Raw genomic sequence first — 19,073 nt, 5'->3', positions numbered from 1 at the left:
GTACTGGCGACCCGCGTCGTGGGCGGCCGGCGTGGCCGTGGTCGACGCGCTGTCCTGGGGTGAGGCCGACGACGGGCTGGTGGAGCGCTGGGCGCCGCTACCGGAGTGGCCGCAGATGTTGTTGCGGGCGTTGATGTTCCGGCTCGCGGTCCATGCGCTGCATCCGCGGTCGACGGCCGCCGCGTTCCCGGGCCTGGCGCGGACCGCGGCTTTGGTCCGCCTGGTGCTGTAGCGGCTCTTCGCGCCCCTCGGCGATTTCGGCGTGAAAACCGGCGCCCAGCGCGGGGTATCACGCCCGAATCGCGGGACGACGAATCAAAACGCGTGCCGAACCTCGGTGAGCGGCACTCGCCCGTCGTCGGCCTCACCCCAGGACAGCGCGTCGACCACGGCCACGCCGGCCGCCCACGACGCGGGTCGCCAGTACGGCGTGATGTCGGTGATGCCGGGCGCCGCGGTGCCCGCGAAAAGCACTGTGCCGTAGAGATCGCCATGCACCAATTGGCTGGGGCTCTTCGTCGGCTTGCGCAGCCCAGCCAGTTGATTGATCAGGTCGATGGACCGCTGACCGTCGGCCGACCCCGGCGACACCCGCGCGCCCGGTGGCAGCGAGTGCAGCGGCCGCTCCTCCCACGCCGCGCGGTCGGCGGCGATGAACACGTCCACGTCCGACCAGGGCGCAACCGGGGGCTGGGTCAGAAAGCGCGGTCGCTCGAGTTTGGCCGTCGCCTCATGCAGGCGAACCGCGGCCGAGACCACCTCGTCGTGGCGCGGTTCGGGCGTGCCCGCAACGAACGTGTCGGCGCGCCAGCCGGCCACCACATAGCGGCCGTCGGTCGAACGGACCGGCCTGGCGAGCCGTACCCCGTCGACGAACAGCGTCTCGCGCACCTTCGCCGACCAGGCCGCGCGGGCGTGGTCGGCAACCATCGACAGCACGACCTCACCAACCCGCCAGCCGCCCTCCCAACCGGCGCCGAGCTCGACGGGCTGCAGGCCACTGAGGCCGAACGCCGCCAGCACGTGGTCTGGTGGGCACTCGTCGGTCACAGCGCCAGGCTACCGGCGCACCAGGCGCTATTGGCTTCGCTGGCCGCCTGTGTCGCAGCCGTTAAACACCTGTGTCACACCCGTTGCCGTGCGTTAGTACATGACCATGTCGGGCTCGACCTGGTTGCCCCACGCCACGATTCCACCCTGCACGTGCAGCGCGTCGGAGAAGCCGGCCTTCTTCGCGATCGCCAACACCTCAGCCGAGCGCACACCCGTCTTGCAGTAGAACACCGGCGTGCGGTCGACCTGCAGTTTGGCCAGCGCCTCGCCGGATTCGAACTGCGACTTGGGGATCAGCTGCGCGCCCTCGATGTGGTTGATGTCCCACTCGACCTGCTCGCGGACGTCGATCAACGACAGCGGCTTGGCCGAGTCGATCATCTCGCGCAGTTCCCGTGGCGTGATGGTGGATTCGAGCGTGGCCTCCGTGGCCTCGTCCGACAGGACACCGCAGAACTCCTCGTAGTCGATCAGCTCGGTGATCTTCGGCGTCTCGGGATCCTTGCGGATCTTGATCGTCCGATAGGTCATGTCGAGCGCGTCGTAAACCATCAGCCGGCCCAGTAGCGGGTCGCCAATACCGGTGATCAGCTTGATCGCCTCGGTGCCCATGACCGACGCGATCGAGGCGCAGAGAATGCCCAGCACCCCGCCCTCTGCGCAGGACGGCACCATGCCGGGAGGCGGCGGCTCCGGGTAGAGGTCGCGGTAGTTCAGGCCCCGCTTATTGCCGTCCTCGTCGGCCGGCGCGTCCTCCCAGAACACCGACACCTGGCCCTCGAAGCGGTAGATCGACCCCCACACGTACGGCTTGCCCGCCAACACGGCGGCGTCGTTGACGAGATAGCGGGTGGCGAAGTTGTCGGTGCCGTCGAGAATCAGGTCGTAAGACTCGAACAGCTCCACGGCGTTGTCGGGCTCCAGCCGAACCTCGTGCAACCGCACGATCACCAGCGGATTGATCTCCTTGATCGAGTCACGCGCGCTCTCGGCCTTGGACCGGCCGATGTCGGACTGCCCGTGGATGATCTGCCGCTGCAGGTTGGACTCGTCGACTACGTCGAACTCGACGATCCCGATGGTGCCGACGCCGGCCGCGGCCAGGTACAGCAGCGCCGGCGAGCCGAGACCGCCTGCGCCGATCACGAGGACCCGCGCGTTTTTCAGCCGCTTCTGACCGTCCAGGCCGAGATCGGGAATGATCAGGTGGCGGCTGTAGCGCGCGACCTCGTCGCGCGTAAGTTCTGCCGCCGGCTCTACCAGCGGCGGCAACGGTGTAGACACCGGTACCCTCCTCGAATCGCAGTCGGGCTTGCTTTCCATCACAGCAGTTACCGAGCACAACGGCAATCAGCGTCGGGAGCTTCCCATACCGCTCGCGCGGCAGCGCTACGGGATCGGATACGGCCAGGGGTTGGGCTTGCAGGTCTTACCGTCGGCCTTGACCCAGTCGGGGTCGAAGCGCGCGTTGTCGTTATCGCTTGTGGAGAAGGTCTGCTGCATCATGACCGGCGCCAGCTGCCCGTCCTCGGCACAGGGTTCGTGGCGCGGGTAGCCGATCGCGTGGCCGACCTCGTGGTTGATCAGATACTGGCGATAGGCGCCGACGTCGCCCTGGAACGGCACCGCGCCGCGCGCCCAGCGGGCCTCGTTGAGAAACACCCTGCGCTGGGCGTCGGGCCCGTAAGACGGGTTGTAGCAGGAGGTCTCGATCGGGATCTCGTAGCCACAGCCCTCCCGCAGGGTCATCGGGCTGGTCAGCGACACCCGGAAGTCGGGCTTACCTCCGGCGGTGGCGTCGACCCGGGTGAAGGCGAACTGCGGGTTGTGCGTCCAGCTCTTCGGATTGGCCAGCGTCTGGCTGACCATGCGCGCGAAGTTCTCATCGCCGCCGAAGGTGGTGGTGTCGAGGCCGTCTTCGACCTCGACGGTGTAGGTGAACGTCTTGGTGGTGCCGTCGCCGACTTTCGGATCGCTGCCGGGCACGATGCGCCAGGTCTTGGCGCCCGCCTCGGTGTAGGGCCCGCCGTCGGGCAGGATGCCGGTCGGCAGGTTGGCGTCGAACTGAGTCAGGCCCTTCGGCGGTGCGCCGACGATGGATGTGCTGTCCGCGCCGATGGTGGGCGGACCTTGCGCGGGGCCCTGATCCTGTTGGGCGCTGGGAGCGCTGGTTCCGGTGACAGTGGTGTAGACCACCCAAACCGTGAGCGCGAGGAGGGCGGGCAACGCATAGGCCCGCCAGCCGTAGGTCGACACGAACCGGCCGAGCCAGCTCTGCTTGCGCCAGCGACGGTGTTCTTCGCGGTTGGACCTGACCCGGCCCGAGGTCTCGGCGAGGGGGTCACGCTGAGCGCGCAGCGGCTCACGCCACTCGTCCCGCAGCACGGGGATGCGGGCCCTGCTCGATTCCGGGTCGCGACGCGGTTGGCCTGCGGCGCTGTGCGTGCGACGCCCCGGCTCGTAGGTCACCGAAACAGGATGGCACAGACCGTCCTTCTCATAGTTCCGGCGCGCCTTCTGATCGGGGCCACGAGTGTCGAGCCGACGACCTGAGGCCCATCCCCGCCTCGGGGTAGTACTGTCGATGCGAACAAGGCCGCGTGACGGCCAGATAGAGGGAGTGATGAGCGATCTCGCCAATGCCACTCAAACACGGGGTGGTAGTTCGGCAGCCAACCGGCGCGGCGGTCGGCTGCCCCGCGATGAGCGTCGCGGTCAGCTACTCGGCGCTGCCAGCGAGGTTTTCGTCGACCACGGCTACCACGCCGCGGGGATGGACGAGATCGCCGAACGCGCGGGTGTAAGCAAACCGGTTCTCTACCAACACTTCTCGTCGAAGCTGGAACTGTACCTGGCGGTGCTCGCACAGCACGTCGACAACCTGGTTTCGGGTGTGCGGCAGGCGCTGCGCACTACCACCGACAACCGCCAGCGGCTGCGCGCGGCCGTGCAGGCGTTCTTCGACTTCATCGAACACGACGGCCAGGGCTACCGGCTGATCTTCGAAAACGACTACGTCACCGAGCCGCAGGTGGCCACGCAGGTCAAGGTGGCAACGGAATCGTGCACCGACGCCGTGTTCGACCTGATCAGCCGCGACTCCGGCCTGGAAGCCCACCGCGCCAGGATGATCGCGGTCGGGCTGGTGGCGATCAGCGTGGACTCCGCCCGCTACTGGCTGAACAACGACCGGCCGATCTCCAAGGACGACGCGGTCGAAGGCACGGTCGCCTTCGCCTGGGGCGGGCTGTCACACGTGCCGCTCACCCGTTCTTGAGGGCCTCCGCGCCGACCACGCCGAAGCCGACCCGACGCACATCGGCCGCACCGATCTCGACATAGGCAATCTTCGCCGTCTGCACCAGAAACCGGCGGCCCTTTTCGTCGGTCAGCGCCAATAGACCCGTTTCGCTGGTGAGGGCATCAGTGATCACCTGCTCCACCTCGGTGGGAGTCTGCGCGCTGTTGAAGCAGAGCTCGCGCGGGCTGTCCGTGACACCGATCTTGACCTCCACGCTGCACCCTTTCCCGGTCGTCATGCGTTTCCACCAAAAGGCTAGTGGACCCGTAGCAGCGAACTGAGTCCGGACCGTTACCAACACGCGGCGGCTGAGACCTCAACTGTCACTTCTGCATCTATAGCATCGGCCGTGCAACAGTTGAGCCGACGAGGATTACGCGCATGAACAGGCATTCTTCGCCCTGGATGACCGAATCAGTCACCGACCGCTACGACGGTCCCGACGTCGATGACGACTTCGCCGACGCCGAGGATTACGACGCCTACGCCGACTACGACGACGACCTGGACGACGTCCGTTATTACGTCGACGACGACCGGCGGTGGTTGTGGGTGGCCAGCGTCGCGGGCATCGTGCTGCTGATCGCCGTGGCGGGCACGATGATGATCCTCAGCGGGAACGACAGCGGCACCACGTCTGCGACCGTCGACCCGTCGACCAGCCAAGCCGCCCCCTTCCCCAGCGCGGCTCCCTCCCCCAGCGTGCGTCGGCCGTCGGCCACCGCGCTGCCGCCGGAGACCGTCACGAGCGTGAAACCGTCGCCCACCGCCGCGCCGTCGAGCGTCATCGCCGAGCCGACCGAGGCCGCGCCGCCGCCGGCGGCCACTCCGCGCACCATCACCTACACCGTGACCGGTAACCGCCAGCTGTTCGACTTGGTCACGATCATCTACACCGACCAGCAGGGTGCGCTGCAGACCGATGTGAACGTCGCGCTGCCATGGACCAAGCAGGTCACGCTGGACCCGGGTGTGCAGCTCAGCTCGGTCACGGCGACCAGCGTGGCCGGTCAGCTGAACTGCGCGATCACCGACGGGTCGGGCGCGACGCTGGCGGCGCAGAACACCAACACGATGATCACCAACTGCACCCGCTGAGCAGCTCAGCCCGCGCCGAGATCGACGAAAAGGCGCGCGCCACTTGCACTTTCGCGCGCGTTTGCCGGTTTGGGCCCCAGAGGTGAGTGGGACTAGGCGAGGCCGAGCTCTTGCATGCGGGTGCTGTGCGTGCGCTGCAGGCGTTCGAAGAAGCCCGTCAACTGGCCCAGCCCGTCGGTGCCCGACACCACCAGGTCGACGAGCTCGTCACGGTCGGCCAGGACGTACTGCGCCTGGGTGATGGCCTCGCCGAGCAGCCGGCGCGACCACAGCGCCAACCGGTGCCGCTGCTTCTGGCTGGACGTCACCGCGGCGCGCACCTCGGCGACGACGAACTGCGAATGGCCCGTCTCCGACAGCACCGAGCGCACTACGCCAGCGACCTCGTCGGGCAGCACATCGGCGATCTCGAGATAGAAGTCGGCCGCCAGTGCGTCGCCGATGTAGGTCTTGACCAGCGCCTCCAGCCAGGTGCTCGGCGTGGTGAGCCGGTGGTAGTTCTCCAGCGCCGGCGTGTAGCGCGTCATCGCGTCGATGACGTCGACGCCGCGCTTCTCCAGCGCCTCGTGCAGCAACTCGTAGTGCGCCATTTCCGCGGCCGCCATGCTGGCCATATTGATGCGGCCCACCAGGTTGGGCGCCATCTTGGCTTCCTCGGTGAGCCGGTAGAACGCGGCGACCTCGCCATAGGCCAGCAGCGCGAACAGCTCGTTGATACCGGGGTGATCGGCCGTCACGCCTGAGTTCGCCGAGGTGACAATGTCGGTTTCCGATGCCGCAGGCTGGGTCGAACTCATGGCGCCAACTGTAGACGTAGACCGACGCTGCGCCCGACCGGCAAACCCGACAGGTACCATGGGTGTCAGGCAGGGGCTCGAACCGCGAGCCGCTACCTAAGAAATGTGCGTGCACGCAGTCGGTCCGCCTACCTGAGCGCAGGGCCCCGCGAAGTTTTCTCGTCATACTCGTGCGCGCGTGACGCGAACGATGACAGACGAGAAAACGGACCGGAAAGGCTGCACCTCCTACGTATGACCGCACTTAATCCTTCATTTGCCAAACTCGGCGTCCGCGACGAAATCGTGCGTGCACTGGTCGAGGACGGCAAGGAACACACCTTTGCCATTCAAGAACTGACCCTTCCGCTGGCGTTGGCCGGCGACGACCTCATCGGCCAGGCCCGCACCGGCATGGGCAAGACGCTGGCCTTCGGCGTCCCGCTGCTGCACGAGATCACCAGCGACGCCGAGCGGCCCCTGACCGGTGCACCCCGGGCGCTGGTCGTGGTCCCCACCCGCGAGCTGTGCCTGCAGGTGTCCAGTGACCTCGCCGGCGCCGCGAAATATCTGACCGTGGGCGACCGCAAGCTGTCGGTCGTGTCGATTTACGGCGGCCGTGCCTACGAGCCGCAGATCGATGCGCTGCGCGCCGGCGCCGACGTCGTCGTCGGAACCCCGGGCCGCCTGCTCGACCTCGCACAGCAGGGCCACCTGCAGCTGGGCGGCATCTCGGTGCTGGTGCTCGACGAGGCCGACGAGATGCTGGACCTGGGCTTTCTGCCCGACATCGAGCGCATCCTGCGCCTGACACCGGATTCGCGGCAGTCGATGCTGTTCTCGGCGACGATGCCCGACCCGATCATTACGCTGGCGCGCAGCTTCATGAACCAGCCGACGCACATCCGCGCCGAGTCCCCGCAGTCGTCGGCCGTGCATACCACCACCGACCAGTTCGCCTACCGCGCCCATGCGCTCGACAAGGTCGAGACGGTCAGCCGGATCCTGCAGGCCCGCGGTCGCGGCGCCACGATGATCTTCACCCGCACCAAGCGCACTGCTCAGAAGGTGTCCGACGAGCTGGCCGAGCGCGGCTTCAAGGTCGGCGCGGTGCACGGCGACCTCAACCAGGGCGCCCGCGAGAAGGCCCTCAAGGCGTTCCGCACCGGCGAGATCGATGTGCTTGTCGCCACCGACGTGGCGGCACGCGGCATCGACATCGACGATGTCACCCACGTCATCAACTACCAGTGCCCCGAGGACGAGCAGGCCTACGTGCACCGCATCGGCCGCACCGGCCGCGCCGGCAAGACCGGTGTGGCGATCACGCTCATCGACTGGGACGAGATCACCCGGTGGCAGATGATCGACAAGGCGTTGGGCCTCGGCCACCCGGATCCGGCCGAAACCTATTCCAGTTCACCACATCTCTACGAAGAACTGGGCATTCCTGAAGCCGCCACCGGGTCCGTCGGCCCGGCACTTCAGGCGAAGACCGTCAAGCGTCCGCCGCGCGATGCCCGAGATGCTTCAGAGGCACCCGCGCGCACCCGCACTCGCTCGCGTCGACGCACCCGCGGCGGCAAGCCGATCAGCAGCCACCCCGAAGGTGAGAAGGCCCCGACCGCGGAGTCCGACGCGGCGGCAGCCGATGGCGAGAAGACGGCCCGCAGGCGGCGCCGTCGTCGCCCGCGCAAGGCCGCCGCGACGACCGCCAACTAACCAGAGCCCCACCAGCCGATGGTCAAACCCGAGCGACGCACCCGGGCTGACTTGGTAGCCGCCGCCGCGATCGCCGTCGCGGTCGTCGTGGTCGGCGCGCTGATTTGGTGGACCAGCGATGCCCGGGCCACGATCAGCCGACCGGCGGCGTCGCCTGTCAAGACGCTTGCGCCTGCCAAGGTGGTGCCGGCCACGCTGCGGGAGTTGTGGACTGCGACGAGCCCGAAGACTACGCATCCCGTGATCGCGGGGGGCAGCGTCGTCACCGGTGACGGCCATCAGGTCGACGGTCGCGACCCCACGACCGGATCGGTGCTGTGGAGCTACGCCCGCGATCTCGAGCTGTGCGGCGTGACATCGGTCTACAACTACGCGGTCGCCGTCTATCCCGACCGCCGCGGATGCGGTCAGGTCAGCACCATCGACGGGCAGACCGGAATGCGCGGCCCGAGCCGCACCGCCTACGCCGATGCCGAGATCGCGTTGTCGTCGGACGGCACGGCGGTGCTCGCCGCAGGCGACGAGCGGCTCGAGCTGTGGCGCTCGGACATGGTGCGGATGATCAGCTACGGCAAGCTCGACGCCCGCATCAAACCCGAGGTCCCCACCCCGCTGCTATGCGAGCTGAAATCGGCGGCGGCCAGCACCTCTGCGGTCTCGGTGCTCGAGAACTGCCCGGACCAGGCGGACCTGCGGCTGACGCTGCTGCGGCCGGCCAAGGAAGAAGACACCCCCGACCTCAAGTACGTGCCGTTGCCCGGCGTCAAGGACAACGCCGACGCCCGGGTCGTCGCGGTCTCAGACACCACCACCGCCGTCTACGTGCCCACACCGAGGCCGTCGCTGATGATCATCGACGAGACCGGCTCGACGACCGCCAACCTCCCCCTCCCGAAGCCCGCCTCCCCCGAGGCCGACGCGAACCGCGCCGGCGACCTGGTCACCTGGTGGACGGGCGACGCCGTGATGGTGTTCTCCGCAAGCGGCATGCAGTACCGCTTCACCATCGGCCCGCTCGGCACCCATGTCCCGATCGGCCCGGCAACGATGATGGCCGGGCGCCTTCTCCTCCCGGTCAACGACGGCGTCGGCGTCTACGACCCGAACACCGGGATCAACGAACGGTTCATCCCGCTGCGGCGCCAACCCGCGCCGTCGGCGGTGGTGCCGGGTGTGGCGGGTTCGGTGCTGCTCGAGCAGCGCGGCCCGTCCCTCGCAGCGCTGGGTTCCTAGACCTCCGGCGCGAAAGTGGCCAGTTCTTTGCCCGTCTTCCAATGCTTGAGCAGCGCGGTTGCAAGATCGCGGTAGGCGCCCGCGCCCTTGTTCTTCCGGCTGGCCAGCACCGACGCGCCCGATGCGGTGGCCTCGGCGAAACGCACCGTACGCGGAATCGGCGGCGCCAGCACCGGCAGGTCGTAGCGGTCGGCGACGTCGAGCAGCACATCGCGGCTGTGGGTGGTGCGCGAGTCATACAGCGTCGGCAGCGCACCAAGCAGCTTCAGGTCGGCGTTGGTGATCTGCTGCACGTCGTTGATCGTGCGGAGGAACTGGCCCACGCCGCGATGGGCCAACGTCTCGCACTGCAGCGGCACGATGACCTCATTGGCGGCGGTCAGCCCGTTGAGGGTCAGCACCCCCAGCGATGGTGGGCAGTCGATGATCACCACATCGAAGTGCTCGCTCAACTTGTCCAGGGCACGCTTGAGCGCATATTCGCGCCCCGCCCGCATCAGCAGCATCGCCTCGGCACCGGCCAGGTCAATGTTGGCGGGTAGCAGCGTCATTCCCTCTTCGGTGGACACCAACGCCGCCGACGGCTCGACCTCGCCGAGCAGCACCTCGTGGATCGACACCGCCAGCTTGTCGGGGTCCTGGCCCAGCGAGAACGTCAAGCATCCCTGCGGATCAAGGTCGACGAGCAGCACCCGTTGCCCGTTTTCCACCATCGCCGCACCCAACGACGCCACCGTCGTCGTCTTGGCTACCCCACCCTTTTGATTGGCGACCGCAAGTACTCGCGTCACGTGTCCATACAAGCACGGTCGGGCACATCGCAGCGGCGAGTGCGGCAGAATCGGCGGGGTGAGTGTCGCCCAGCGCCGGCTCCTGCTACTGAGGCATGGCGAAACCGAGTGGTCGCGCAGCGGCAGGCACACCAGCCGCACCGAGCTCGAGCTCACCGAGACAGGGCGGGCGCAGGCCAAGGCCGCCGGTGAGACGCTCGCCGAGCTGGACCTGCACGACCCCTACGTCGTCTGCAGTCCGCGCAAACGCGCCGTCGTGACCGCCGAAATGGCCCGGCTGACCGTCGACGAGGTGAACCCGCTGATCAGCGAATGGGATTACGGCGACTACGAGGGCACGACGACCGAGGAGATTCGCAAGGCCGTGCCCAACTGGCTGGTGTGGACGCATGGCTGCCCCGGCGGCGAGACCACCGCGGCGGTGTGTGAACGAGCCGACCGTGCGATCGCATTGGCATTGCAGCACATGGAGTCTCGAGACGTGATTTTCGTCGGACATGGGCATTTCTCAAGGGCGGTCATCACCCGCTGGTTGGAACTGCCCGTCTACGAGGGAATCCGTTTCGCGATGGCCGCGGCGTCCATCGCGGTCTGCGGCTTCGAGCACGGCGTACGACAGCTCACCGCACTCGGGCTGACCGGCTATCCCCACCCGACCGTGTTCACGTGACCCGCGAACCGACGTTTGTCCTGGCCACCGACGGCAGCGCCGTCGTCGCCGAAGGCGTGCACACCACATACAAGAGCATCGCCGACGCGCGTACCTCACTGACGTCGCGCAGCGCCCCGATTATCGTCGGCGCCTTGCCTTTTGACCTGTCCCGGCCAGCCGCGCTGATCCGGCCGCAGGAGGTCTCCTTCCTCGACGCGCTGCCGAAATGGCCGTTGCGCCCCATGCCCGATGTACGGGTCGCCGCAATGCTGCCCGAACCCGACGAGCACCGCGGCCGCATCGCAGTCGCGCTGCAACGGCTGCGCGACCCCGCGATCGAACTGAACAAAGTCGTGCTGGCCCGTGCGCTGCGGCTGGTGGCCGACGGCCCAGTGGATGCGCGCACCGTCGTCGACCGCCTCGTCACCACCGATCCTGCCGCCAACGCCTATCTGGTGGATTTGACCGCGGCGGGCGCCGACTACTCCGGAACCGTGCTGGTGGGCGCCAGTCCCGAGTTGCTCGTGGCTCGCCAGGGCGACCGGGTGGTGTGCGCTCCGTTCGCGGGGTCGGCGCCACGCTCGCCGGACCCGGACGTCGACCGGGCCAACGGTGAGGCGCTCGCCGCATCCACCAAGAACCGCTACGAGCACCAGCTGGTCGTCGATGCGATGCGCCAGATTCTCGATCCGCTGTGTGTCGATCTCGAGATTCCGTCGGCCCCGCAGCTGAGCCGCACCGCGGCCGTGTGGCACCTGTCCACACCGATCAGTGGACGGCTGCGTGAAACATCAACGACTGCTTTGGATCTCGCTATCTCCCTGCACCCCACGCCGGCGGTGGGCGGTGCGCCCACGGGTGCTGCCACAGGGTTGATCGGCGAGCTCGAGGGCGATCGGGGGTTCTACGCGGGCGCGGTGGGTTGGTGCGATCAACGCGGCGACGGCCGGTGGGTGGTGGCGATTCGTGGGGCGCTGCTGGCGGCCGATCGGCGCAGCGCTTTGGCGCACGCTGGCGGCGGCATCGTCGCGGAATCCAATCCCGACGACGAAGTCGATGAAACCACAACGAAATTCAAGACCATCCTGTCAGCCCTGGACGGGCAGCCATGATCATCCGGCGCGCCGAACCGGGAGATGAGGCGGAGTTGACGGCGATGATCCATGAACTCGCCGCCTTCGAACAGGCCGCCGATGAATGCACTGTCACTGAAACCCATTTGCGTACAGCGCTTTTCGGTGATGACCCCACAGTGCACGGCCACATCGCCGAGGAGGACGGCCAGGCCGCGGCTGCCGCGCTGTGGTTCAGAAACTTCTCGACGTGGGACGGTGTGGCCGGTATCTACCTGGAGGACCTTTTCGTGCGCCCGCAGTTTCGCCGCCGCGGGTTGGCCAGAGCGATGTTGGCCACGCTGGCCCGCGAGTGCATGCAGCGGGGCTACACGCGGTTGTCGTGGGCCGTGCTGGACTGGAACGTAGACGCGATCGCGCTGTATGACGCCGTCGGCGGGCGGCAACAGACCGAGTGGATCACCTACCGGGTGTCGGGCCCTGAATTGTCGGCGCTGGCCGACGAGTCGCCCTGAGCCCCTAACCACTGCACCGCCGAGGGACTGAACAGCAGCACCAGCGTGATGAGCGCGACGATGCCGACCGGGACGCCGTAGGCCCACTGTCCCGAACCGACCGCGATGTACCAGGCCACGGGCAACAGCAGAAGCTGGGCGAATACCGCGAGGCCGCGGCCCCACCGGCGGCCCGTCCACAACGCCCAGCCCGCCGCGAGCACGGCACCGCCGATGATCGCGAACCACGCCGCGGTGCCGAACTTGTTCATGCCGGGCTGCTCGCCGGAACCCACACCGCTGATGACGTAGACGACGGCGGCGACCAGGCCGGCCGCACCCTCGAGCGCCACCAGCGCCGCGGCTTGGCGCACCGTCGTCGGCGATGGAACCGTCACGGGTTTGAGCGTAAAGGTTCGCAGATAGGCTCTGTCCCGTGCGCGCCGTGCTGATCGTCAACCCCAACGCGACGTCGACCACACCCGCCGGTCGCGACCTGCTCGCGCACGCCCTGGAGAGCCGGGTCAAGCTGACAATTGCCCACACCGACAGCCGCGGCCACGCCATCGACATCGCCCGTGACGCCGCTCGCGACGGCATCGACGTGGTGATCGTGCACGGCGGCGACGGCACCGTGAACGAAGTCGTCAACGGCATCCTGGGCGCCTGCGGCACGGAGCCCGACAGCGGAGCGCCCGCCGTCGGCGTCGTTCCGGGCGGGTCGGCCAACGTCTTCGCCCGTGCGCTGGGCATCAGCCCCGACCCGATCGAGGCGACCAACCAGCTCATCGACCTGCTGAGCGAGCACCGCCGCACCAAGTCGTGGCGACGCATCGGGTTGATGGACTGCGGCGAGCGCTGGGGCGTGTTCACCGCGGGCCTCGGGGTGGACGGCGACGTGGTCGCGGCGGTGGAGGCACAGCGGGACAAGGGCCGCAAGGTGACCGCGTCGCGCTATATCCGGGTGGCCGTGCGCGAGGTGCTGGCCAGTGCCCGTCGAGAGCCGTCGCTGACCCTGCACCTGCCCGACCGGGGGCCGGTGACCGGCGTGCATTTTGCGTTCGTGTCCAATGCCAGCCCGTGGACATACGCCAACGCGAGGCCGGTGTGGACCAACCCGAACACCACGTTCGAGACGGGCATCGGCGTTTTCGCGACCACCAGCATGAACGTTTGGGCCAACCTGCGGCTGGTGCGGCAGATGCTGTCGCAGAAGGCCAAGATCCGGGCCAAGCACCTGGTCCGTGACGACGACGTGGCCTGGGTCCGGGTGACCGCGGAGGCGCCGGTGGCGTGTCAGATAGACGGGGATTACGTCGGGATGCGCGAAGAGATGACGTTCCGGGCGGTTCCCGGGGCGCTTGGCGTGCTCGCACCGCCGCCTGACGGGCCTTGAGCTGGGCCGATAGCAGCCGCACAGCCGGTTTTGAGCGCAAGTGGGTTGAGTTTAGTACAGGTGGGGAACGGGAAAGCGAACGGCGTTCGGCAGTGAGATAGCCCACGTGTTTCCGCACGCTATTGACACCTGTTCAGCCTGTGGCAGCATCGAAGCAAGCAACAGTGCAGAAACATTCGTATGCACGCGTTAACAGCCGAAGGAAAAAGCTCGTGCGCCTTGCTGCGCACATAGTGAGGAGAGTTAAAGCATGGATTGGCGCCACAAGGCGGTCTGTCGCGACGAGGATCCGGAACTGTTCTTCCCGGTGGGGAACAGCGGCCCGGCCCTCGCCCAAATCGCTGACGCGAAGCTTGTGTGCAACCGCTGCCCGGTGACGACTGATTGCCTGACCTGGGCGTTGGACTCCGGCCAGGACGCCGGCGTGTGGGGCGGAATGAGCGAGGACGAGCGGCGCGCACTCAAGCGGCGCAACGCCCGCACCAGGGCCCGCACCGGCGTTTAGCCGCACCGCGCGTCCACAACAAACGGCCCCGACGATTGTCGGGGCCGTCACTGTGTGCAAATGCAAGTATCCGAATTGCGCAACATGGTTCAATTCGCGAAAGCGGGACGCTACTGCGCGAATCGGACGCGTCGCCCGATCGGCACCCGCAGCACCACATCCGTCCCGCCCTCCGGCGAGGTGTGCATGCCCAGCGAGCCATCCAGCTCCGCCGACACAAGAGTGCGCACAATCTGCAACCCCAGCCGGTCGGCCTTCTCGAGGCTGAACCCCTCCGGCAGGCCGCGGCCGTCGTCGTGCACGACGACGTCGAGCCAGCGCGCCGACCGCTCCGCCCGAATCGTCACGCAACCGGCCTGAGTGGCGCCTTCGAACCCGTGCTCGATGGCGTTCTGCACCAGCTCGGTGATCACCATGATCATCGCGGTGGCCCGATCGGCGTCGAGCACGCCGAGGTCACCTTCGCGCGTGATCCGGATCGGAGTATCCGTGTTTTCCGGGGCGGCAACGTCATTCATCATTGGCAGAATACGGTCAACGACATCGTCGAGGTCGACTTCTTCGTCCACCGACATCGACAACGCGTCGTGCACCAGCGCAATCGACGACACCCGCCGCACCGATTCGATCAGCGCCTCGCGTCCCTCGGGATTGTTGGTGCGCCTGGCCTGCAACCGCAGCAGTGACGCCACCGTCTGGAGGTTGTTCTTCACCCGATGATGGATCTCGCGAATCGTGGCGTCCTTGGACAGCAGCGCGCGGTCGCGGCGCTTGATCTCGGTGACGTCGCGGATCAGCACGGCCGCGCCGTCCGCCTTACCGTGCACCACCAGCGGCAGCGTCCGCAGCAGCACGGCCGCGCCGCCGGCGTCGACCTCCAGCCTCATGCTGGAACCGCCCACCAGCGAGTCCCGCACGTGCTCGGCCAGCTCCTGAGCTTCGAACGGGTCGGAGATCAGCGGCCTGGTCACAGCGACCAGGTTCTGGCCCTCGAGCTCGGCGGTCAGACCCATGCGGTGGTAGGCCGACAGCGCGTTCGGGCTGGCGAACGCCACGACGCCGGCCACGTCCAGCCGGATGAAGCCGTCGCCGACCCGGGGGCTGGACCGCGAGATCGACAGGTCGCCGACATTGGGGAACGTGCCTTCGGAGAGCATGTGCAGCAGGTCGACCGCGCAGTCGAGGTAGGCACGTTCCAGCGGGCTGGCCTTGCGGCCGGCGAACGCGGCCTGGTGGGTCAGGACGGCGACGACGCGGTTGTCGTAGCGGACCGGCACCGCCTCGATCGAGATATCGCCAGCCGAACCCCCTTCTGCGGGTTGGCTTTCGCGTCCGATCGCGCCCGACTTGAAAGACGCGGTGACCAACGGCAGCTGGTTGGCGTCAGCGACGGTGCCGACCGCGTCGGACAGCAGCACCGTCGGCGCGGTGTTGGGTCGACACTGTGCCACACACACCAGCGCACCGTCGTCGCGGCGCACCCACATCAGGTAGTCGGCGAACGACAGGTCGGCTAGCAGCTGCCACTCCCCGACAAGGGCGTGAAGGTGGTCCACGGCGTTGCCCGGCAGCACCGTGTGCTCGGCGAGCAGGTCACCGAGGGTGGACATCGGAACTTACTTCTCGGGTTAGCTGATCACCGCGATGAGGTCGCCGGCCTGGATGACGTCACCCACCGACACGCTGACCTTGCTGACGGTCCCGGCCACCTCGGCGATCACCGGGATCTCCATCTTCATCGACTCCAGCAGCACCAGGGTGTCGCCCTCACCGATCTGATCGCCCTCGTTCACCACGACCTCGAGAACACTGGCCACGATCTCGGCGCGAACATCCTCGGCCATCTTCACCCCGTTTCATCTGCGCTGCCTGCCGCTCTATCGAACCACAACCGTGCGGGGCGCAGCGCTGTCAGGAGGTCATGAGAGGATGGAGCGAACGCGCCCGCGGGATGCGGGCAGTACAAATCCCTGGTTAGACGGAGGTAGCAGCATGGCCAAGCGTGGCCGTAAGAAGCGTGACCGCAAGCATTCGAAGGCCAACCACGGCAAGCGGCCCAACGCAGGATCGAAGTCGGTGCGCTAGCCCCGGATGATCGTGGTGCGGCTGATCTCGATGCGCAGCCGCTCGCGAAGGCTCTCGGGCGCCTTCTCGCCGCCGCACTTGGTAGCGATCAGTTTCTTCACCCGCTCTTCTACGCCGTAATGACGGAGGCAGGCCGGGCACTCCTCGAGGTGATGCTTGAGCTTGTCGCGGGTCTCCGGCGTGCATTCGCCGTCGAGCAACGTCCATACCTCCGCGATCACCGCCGCGCACTCGGGGTGTTCGGGGTCGACCGGTCCTACCGGCGGGGTCCAGCGCTCTTCGTCGCCACGGTCACTCATGACGACACCTCCTCCGGAGCGTCCTGCTGTCCCCGAATGAAACCACGATCCTTGGCCACACCGGCAAGTAACTCGCGCAGTTGGCGCCTGCCGCGGTGCAACCGGGACATCACGGTGCCAATGGGTGTGTCCATGATCTCGGCGATCTCCTTGTAAGGGAAGCCCTCGACGTCGGCGTAGTACACCGCCATCCGGAAGTCCTCCGGCAGCGCCTGCAGGGCCTCCTTGATCTCGCTGTCCGGAAGCGCCTCCAGCGCTTCGACCTCCGCCGAGCGCAGTCCGGTCGAGGAGTGCTCGGCGTTGGACGCCAGCTGCCAGTCGGTTATCTCCTCAGTCGGATACTCCGCGGGCTGACGCTGTTTCTTGCGGTAGCTGTTGATGTAGGTGTTGGTCAGAATGCGGTACAGCCAGGCCTTGAGGTTGGTGCCTTCGCGGAATGAGCGGAAGCCCGCATAGGCCTTCACCATGGTTTCCTGCAGCAGGTCCTCGGCGTCGGCGGGGTTGCGCGTCATGCGCAGCGCGCCGCCATAGAGCTGGTCGAGCAGCGGGATAGCGTCGCGTTCGAACCGCGCGGTCAACTCGGCGTCGGATTCCTCGGCTCGCACAGGCGCCGACGACGCCGGCGTGGTGGCGGGCGCCGCATCCGGCACCGAGCCGTCCTTCTCCGTCATCCTGGGGAACACCGTCCCTTCCGTAGAGGCGCCGATGTCAGCAAGTTCGTGCAGGAGCACGTGGACCTGACGTACTGGGCCGTCGATGGCCAATGTTGGCACCTTGGTACCCCCTTCTTCGATCCTAGAGGTTTCCGACGACAGGTTTTGAGGCCGGGCTGTGGCCGTCTGCATCGAATAAACAGTGACGACGGCGCAGGTTGTTCCCATATGGGCTCTAGTGTCGGGGTGTGGCGCGCGCGGCAACCCCGGCGATCCGGGCTCTGTTGGCCGCCGAGGTTCCCCATGACGTGCTGCGGTATCACCATGACCCGCTGAACGAGTCGTTCGGCGAGGAGGCGGTCAACGAGCTCGCCGGGGTCGGCGGGGTGGATCCCCGGCAGGTCTTCAAGACGCTGGTAATCGCCCTGCCAAAGGGTCTGGCGGTCGCCGTGCTGCCGGTGCCGTGCCAGTTGTCGCTGAAGGCCGCGGCGGCGGCGCTGGGGGCGGGCAAGGCCGTCATGGCCGACCGGGCGGCGGCTGAACGCTCGACCGGCTACGTCGTCGGCGCCATCTCCCCTTTTGGCCAGCGCAGACGGCTGCCGACCATCGTTCACAGCTCGGCGATGGGGTGGGACCGCGTGCTGTGCAGTGCGGGTAAGCGCGGTTGGGACGTCGCGGTGCATCCGCAGGATCTGATTCGGCTGACCGGGGCGGTGACCGCCGAAATCGGCGCGTCCTAGGGTGGTCGTATGACGCTGGCCGGCAAAACCATGTTCATCTCCGGCGCGAGCCGCGGCATCGGGCTGGCGATCGCCAAACGTGCCGCGGCCGATGGCGTGAACATCGCGCTGATCGCCAAGACCGCCGAACCCCACCCCAAGCTGCCGGGCACGGTCTACACGGCGGCCAAGGAGCTGGAGGAGGCGGGCGGACAGGCGCTGCCGATTGTGGGCGACATCCGCGACGGCGACTCGGTGGCCGAGGCGGTGGCCAAGACCGTTGAGCAGTTCGGTGGCATCGACATCTGTGTGAACAATGCGTCGGCGATCAACCTCGGTTCGATCACCGAGGTGCCGCTCAAACGGTTCGATCTGATGAACGGCATTCAGGTGCGTGGCACGTATGCGGTGTCGCAGGCGTGCATACCGCACATGATCGGCAGGGAGAACCCGCACATCCTGACCTTGTCACCGCCGGTGCGGCTGGAGCCCGAGTGGTTGAAACCGACGGCGTACATGATGGCGAAGTATGGAATGTCGTTGTGCGCCTTGGCCATTGCCGAAGAGCTGCGCGATCGGGGCATCGCGTCCAACACGCTGTGGCCGCGCACCATGGTGGCCACCGCGGCGGTGCAGAACCTTCTCGGCGGGGACGAGGCGATGCGCCGTGCCCGCAAGCCCGACGTGTACTCCGACGCCGCCTACGTGATCCTCAACAAGCCGGCGCGCGAGTACACCGGCAAGGCCCTGCTCTGTGAGGACGTGCTGCTCGAGTCGGGTGTCACCGATCTGTCGGTGTATGACTGCGTGCCCGGCTCGGAGCTCGGTGTCGACTTGTGGGTCGATACGCCGAACCCACCGGGTTACACGGCTCGGTAATCAGCAGGGCGGCGGTGCCGGGTGGCACAGCGTGCCGGTCGTCGACCCATCGGTGCTGGTCGTCCCCGACCCGGTTGCGCCACCCGAGGCGGCACCCCCGGTCGTTGTGCCGGTCGTCGTCTGACCGCTTGACTGACCAGTGCTGCTGCCGGTGGTCGTGCCGGTTGTGGTCCCGGTCGTCGTGCCCGTCGTCGTCCCAGTTGTCGTCCCGGTGGTCGTGCCGGTCGTGGTCCCGGTCGTCGTGCCCGTCGTGGTCCCGGTCGTCGTGCCGGTGGTCGTGCATGAACTGGTGCACCGGCATCAGCTCGATCGCGGTGACGTTGAGCGACTTGAGGTGCTCGATG

General features: G+C 67.4%; 23 protein-coding genes and 2 pseudogenes. 14 read left to right on the top strand and 11 right to left on the bottom strand.

The window, feature by feature from the left end; all coding sequences use genetic code 11:
- Window positions 1-232: pseudogene (locus A5651_RS08200) on the top strand (TIGR02569 family protein); the annotation flags it as partial.
- A gap of 113 nt (window positions 233-345) precedes the next feature.
- On the opposite strand, the pseudogene A5651_RS08195 reads toward A5651_RS08200, so the two are convergent.
- The 3 genes and pseudogenes from A5651_RS08195 to A5651_RS08185 form a co-directional block, all read right to left on the bottom strand.
- Window positions 346-1,050, bottom strand: a pseudogene (locus A5651_RS08195) (TIGR02569 family protein); the annotation flags it as partial.
- A 93-nt stretch (window positions 1,051-1,143) separates the two neighbouring features.
- Window positions 1,144-2,337 (bottom strand): adenylyltransferase/sulfurtransferase MoeZ, encoded by a 1,194-nt coding sequence (moeZ, locus tag A5651_RS08190; protein WP_066978043.1) that lies wholly within the window; start codon window positions 2,335-2,337, stop codon window positions 1,144-1,146.
- Between the two features lie 105 nt (window positions 2,338-2,442).
- Window positions 2,443-3,522 (bottom strand): DUF3152 domain-containing protein, encoded by a 1,080-nt coding sequence (locus tag A5651_RS08185; protein ID WP_082943645.1) that lies wholly within the window; start codon window positions 3,520-3,522, stop codon window positions 2,443-2,445.
- Window positions 3,523-3,676: 154 nt separating this feature from the next.
- On the opposite strand from A5651_RS08185, the gene A5651_RS08180 reads away from it, so the two are divergent.
- Entirely contained in the window at window positions 3,677-4,330 is a 654-nt protein-coding gene (locus tag A5651_RS08180) for a TetR/AcrR family transcriptional regulator (RefSeq protein ID WP_066978038.1), read from the top strand.
- Here the strand turns inward: A5651_RS08180 and A5651_RS08175 are convergent.
- Window positions 4,317-4,568 carry a DUF3107 domain-containing protein gene (locus A5651_RS08175; protein ID WP_066978035.1) on the bottom strand — a complete coding sequence of 84 codons (252 nt, stop codon included), beginning with the start codon at window positions 4,566-4,568 and terminating at the stop codon, window positions 4,317-4,319. The two genes, A5651_RS08180 and A5651_RS08175, sit on opposite strands and share 14 nt — an antisense overlap.
- 191 nt (window positions 4,569-4,759) lie before the next feature.
- Here A5651_RS08175 and A5651_RS08170 point away from each other — a divergent pair, with 191 nt between their 5' ends.
- Window positions 4,760-5,452, top strand: coding sequence for an MmpS family transport accessory protein (locus tag A5651_RS08170; protein WP_231988615.1), 693 nt, complete (start codon window positions 4,760-4,762; stop codon window positions 5,450-5,452).
- 92 nt (window positions 5,453-5,544) lie between these two features.
- On the opposite strand, the gene A5651_RS08165 is transcribed toward A5651_RS08170, so the two are convergent.
- Window positions 5,545-6,249, bottom strand: a complete 705-nt coding sequence (locus A5651_RS08165; RefSeq protein ID WP_066978023.1) for a ferritin-like fold-containing protein — start codon at window positions 6,247-6,249, stop codon at window positions 5,545-5,547.
- A gap of 234 nt (window positions 6,250-6,483) precedes the next feature.
- Between A5651_RS08165 and A5651_RS08160 the strand changes: the two genes are divergently transcribed.
- Window positions 6,484-7,950 carry a DEAD/DEAH box helicase gene (locus tag A5651_RS08160; protein WP_066978021.1) on the top strand — a complete coding sequence of 489 codons (1,467 nt, stop codon included), beginning with the start codon at window positions 6,484-6,486 and terminating at the stop codon, window positions 7,948-7,950.
- Window positions 7,951-7,968: 18 nt separating this feature from the next.
- Window positions 7,969-9,183: a hypothetical protein gene (locus tag A5651_RS08155; RefSeq protein ID WP_066978019.1), complete on the top strand. Its 1,215-nt coding sequence runs from the start codon at window positions 7,969-7,971 to the stop codon at window positions 9,181-9,183.
- Here A5651_RS08155 and A5651_RS08150 read toward each other — a convergent pair.
- Entirely contained in the window at window positions 9,180-9,974 is a 795-nt protein-coding gene (locus A5651_RS08150) for a ParA family protein (RefSeq protein ID WP_082943644.1), read from the bottom strand. The two genes, A5651_RS08155 and A5651_RS08150, sit on opposite strands and share 4 nt — an antisense overlap.
- A gap of 58 nt (window positions 9,975-10,032) precedes the next feature.
- On the opposite strand from A5651_RS08150, the gene A5651_RS08145 reads away from it, so the two are divergent.
- From A5651_RS08145 to A5651_RS08135, 3 genes are read left to right on the top strand one after another with little or no spacing between them, the layout of a single operon-like run.
- Window positions 10,033-10,644, top strand: coding sequence for an acid phosphatase (locus A5651_RS08145; protein ID WP_066978014.1), 612 nt, complete (start codon window positions 10,033-10,035; stop codon window positions 10,642-10,644).
- The gene (locus A5651_RS08140) at window positions 10,641-11,738 is read left to right on the top strand and encodes an isochorismate synthase MenF (protein WP_066978011.1); all 1,098 of its coding nucleotides are present in this window, start codon (window positions 10,641-10,643) and stop codon (window positions 11,736-11,738) included. The genes A5651_RS08145 and A5651_RS08140 overlap by 4 nt, the downstream gene beginning before the upstream one ends.
- Window positions 11,735-12,214 (top strand): GNAT family N-acetyltransferase, encoded by a 480-nt coding sequence (locus A5651_RS08135; protein WP_066978008.1) that lies wholly within the window; start codon window positions 11,735-11,737, stop codon window positions 12,212-12,214. The genes A5651_RS08140 and A5651_RS08135 overlap by 4 nt, the downstream gene beginning before the upstream one ends.
- On the opposite strand, the gene A5651_RS08130 is transcribed toward A5651_RS08135, so the two are convergent.
- Window positions 12,163-12,591 (bottom strand): hypothetical protein, encoded by a 429-nt coding sequence (locus A5651_RS08130; RefSeq protein ID WP_066978004.1) that lies wholly within the window; start codon window positions 12,589-12,591, stop codon window positions 12,163-12,165. The two genes, A5651_RS08135 and A5651_RS08130, sit on opposite strands and share 52 nt — an antisense overlap.
- Before the next feature lie 38 nt (window positions 12,592-12,629).
- Between A5651_RS08130 and A5651_RS08125 the strand changes: the two genes are divergently transcribed.
- Both A5651_RS08125 and A5651_RS08120 read left to right on the top strand, forming a co-directional pair.
- Window positions 12,630-13,589: a diacylglycerol kinase family protein gene (locus tag A5651_RS08125; RefSeq protein WP_066978001.1), complete on the top strand. Its 960-nt coding sequence runs from the start codon at window positions 12,630-12,632 to the stop codon at window positions 13,587-13,589.
- Window positions 13,590-13,839: 250 nt separating this feature from the next.
- Window positions 13,840-14,094 (top strand): WhiB family transcriptional regulator, encoded by a 255-nt coding sequence (locus A5651_RS08120; RefSeq protein WP_066977998.1) that lies wholly within the window; start codon window positions 13,840-13,842, stop codon window positions 14,092-14,094.
- 110 nt (window positions 14,095-14,204) lie between these two features.
- Here the strand turns inward: A5651_RS08120 and A5651_RS08115 are convergent, their stop codons facing one another.
- Window positions 14,205-15,704: a sensor histidine kinase gene (locus A5651_RS08115; protein WP_066977995.1), complete on the bottom strand. Its 1,500-nt coding sequence runs from the start codon at window positions 15,702-15,704 to the stop codon at window positions 14,205-14,207.
- Between the two features lie 18 nt (window positions 15,705-15,722).
- On the bottom strand, window positions 15,723-15,938 hold the full coding sequence (locus A5651_RS08110; protein WP_066978033.1) for a biotin/lipoyl-binding carrier protein: 216 nt from the start codon (window positions 15,936-15,938) through the stop codon (window positions 15,723-15,725).
- A 148-nt stretch (window positions 15,939-16,086) separates the two neighbouring features.
- Here A5651_RS08110 and A5651_RS26405 point away from each other — a divergent pair, with 148 nt between their 5' ends.
- The gene (locus A5651_RS26405; RefSeq protein WP_003882799.1) at window positions 16,087-16,179 is read left to right on the top strand and encodes a 50S ribosomal protein bL37; all 93 of its coding nucleotides are present in this window, start codon (window positions 16,087-16,089) and stop codon (window positions 16,177-16,179) included.
- On the opposite strand, the gene rsrA is transcribed toward A5651_RS26405, so the two are convergent.
- Both rsrA and A5651_RS08100 read right to left on the bottom strand, forming a co-directional pair.
- A complete protein-coding gene (gene rsrA, locus A5651_RS08105) occupies window positions 16,176-16,478 on the bottom strand; it encodes a mycothiol system anti-sigma-R factor (RefSeq protein ID WP_066977992.1) in 303 nt (100 codons plus the stop codon). The two genes, A5651_RS26405 and rsrA, sit on opposite strands and share 4 nt — an antisense overlap.
- Window positions 16,475-17,251 (bottom strand): sigma-70 family RNA polymerase sigma factor, encoded by a 777-nt coding sequence (locus A5651_RS08100; protein ID WP_066977989.1) that lies wholly within the window; start codon window positions 17,249-17,251, stop codon window positions 16,475-16,477. Before A5651_RS08100 ends, rsrA begins: the two co-directional genes overlap by 4 nt.
- Window positions 17,252-17,379: 128 nt before the next feature.
- Here A5651_RS08100 and A5651_RS08095 point away from each other — a divergent pair, with 128 nt between their 5' ends.
- From A5651_RS08095 to A5651_RS25250, 3 genes are all read left to right on the top strand, one after another.
- Window positions 17,380-17,871 carry an aminoacyl-tRNA deacylase gene (locus tag A5651_RS08095; protein WP_066977986.1) on the top strand — a complete coding sequence of 164 codons (492 nt, stop codon included), beginning with the start codon at window positions 17,380-17,382 and terminating at the stop codon, window positions 17,869-17,871.
- Between the two features lie 9 nt (window positions 17,872-17,880).
- Window positions 17,881-18,729: an NAD(P)-dependent oxidoreductase gene (locus A5651_RS08090; protein ID WP_066977983.1), complete on the top strand. Its 849-nt coding sequence runs from the start codon at window positions 17,881-17,883 to the stop codon at window positions 18,727-18,729.
- 151 nt (window positions 18,730-18,880) lie between these two features.
- A partial coding sequence (locus tag A5651_RS25250; RefSeq protein WP_197496576.1) for a hypothetical protein occupies window positions 18,881-19,073 on the top strand: 193 nt, incomplete at its 3' end.

The organism is Mycobacterium sp. 1274761.0 (assembly GCF_001668615.1).
In the GTDB taxonomy this organism is placed as follows: Bacteria; Actinomycetota; Actinomycetes; order Mycobacteriales; family Mycobacteriaceae; genus Mycobacterium.
Note: the sequence above shows the minus strand (reverse complement) of the source record. Positions and strands in the feature narration are given on the sequence as shown.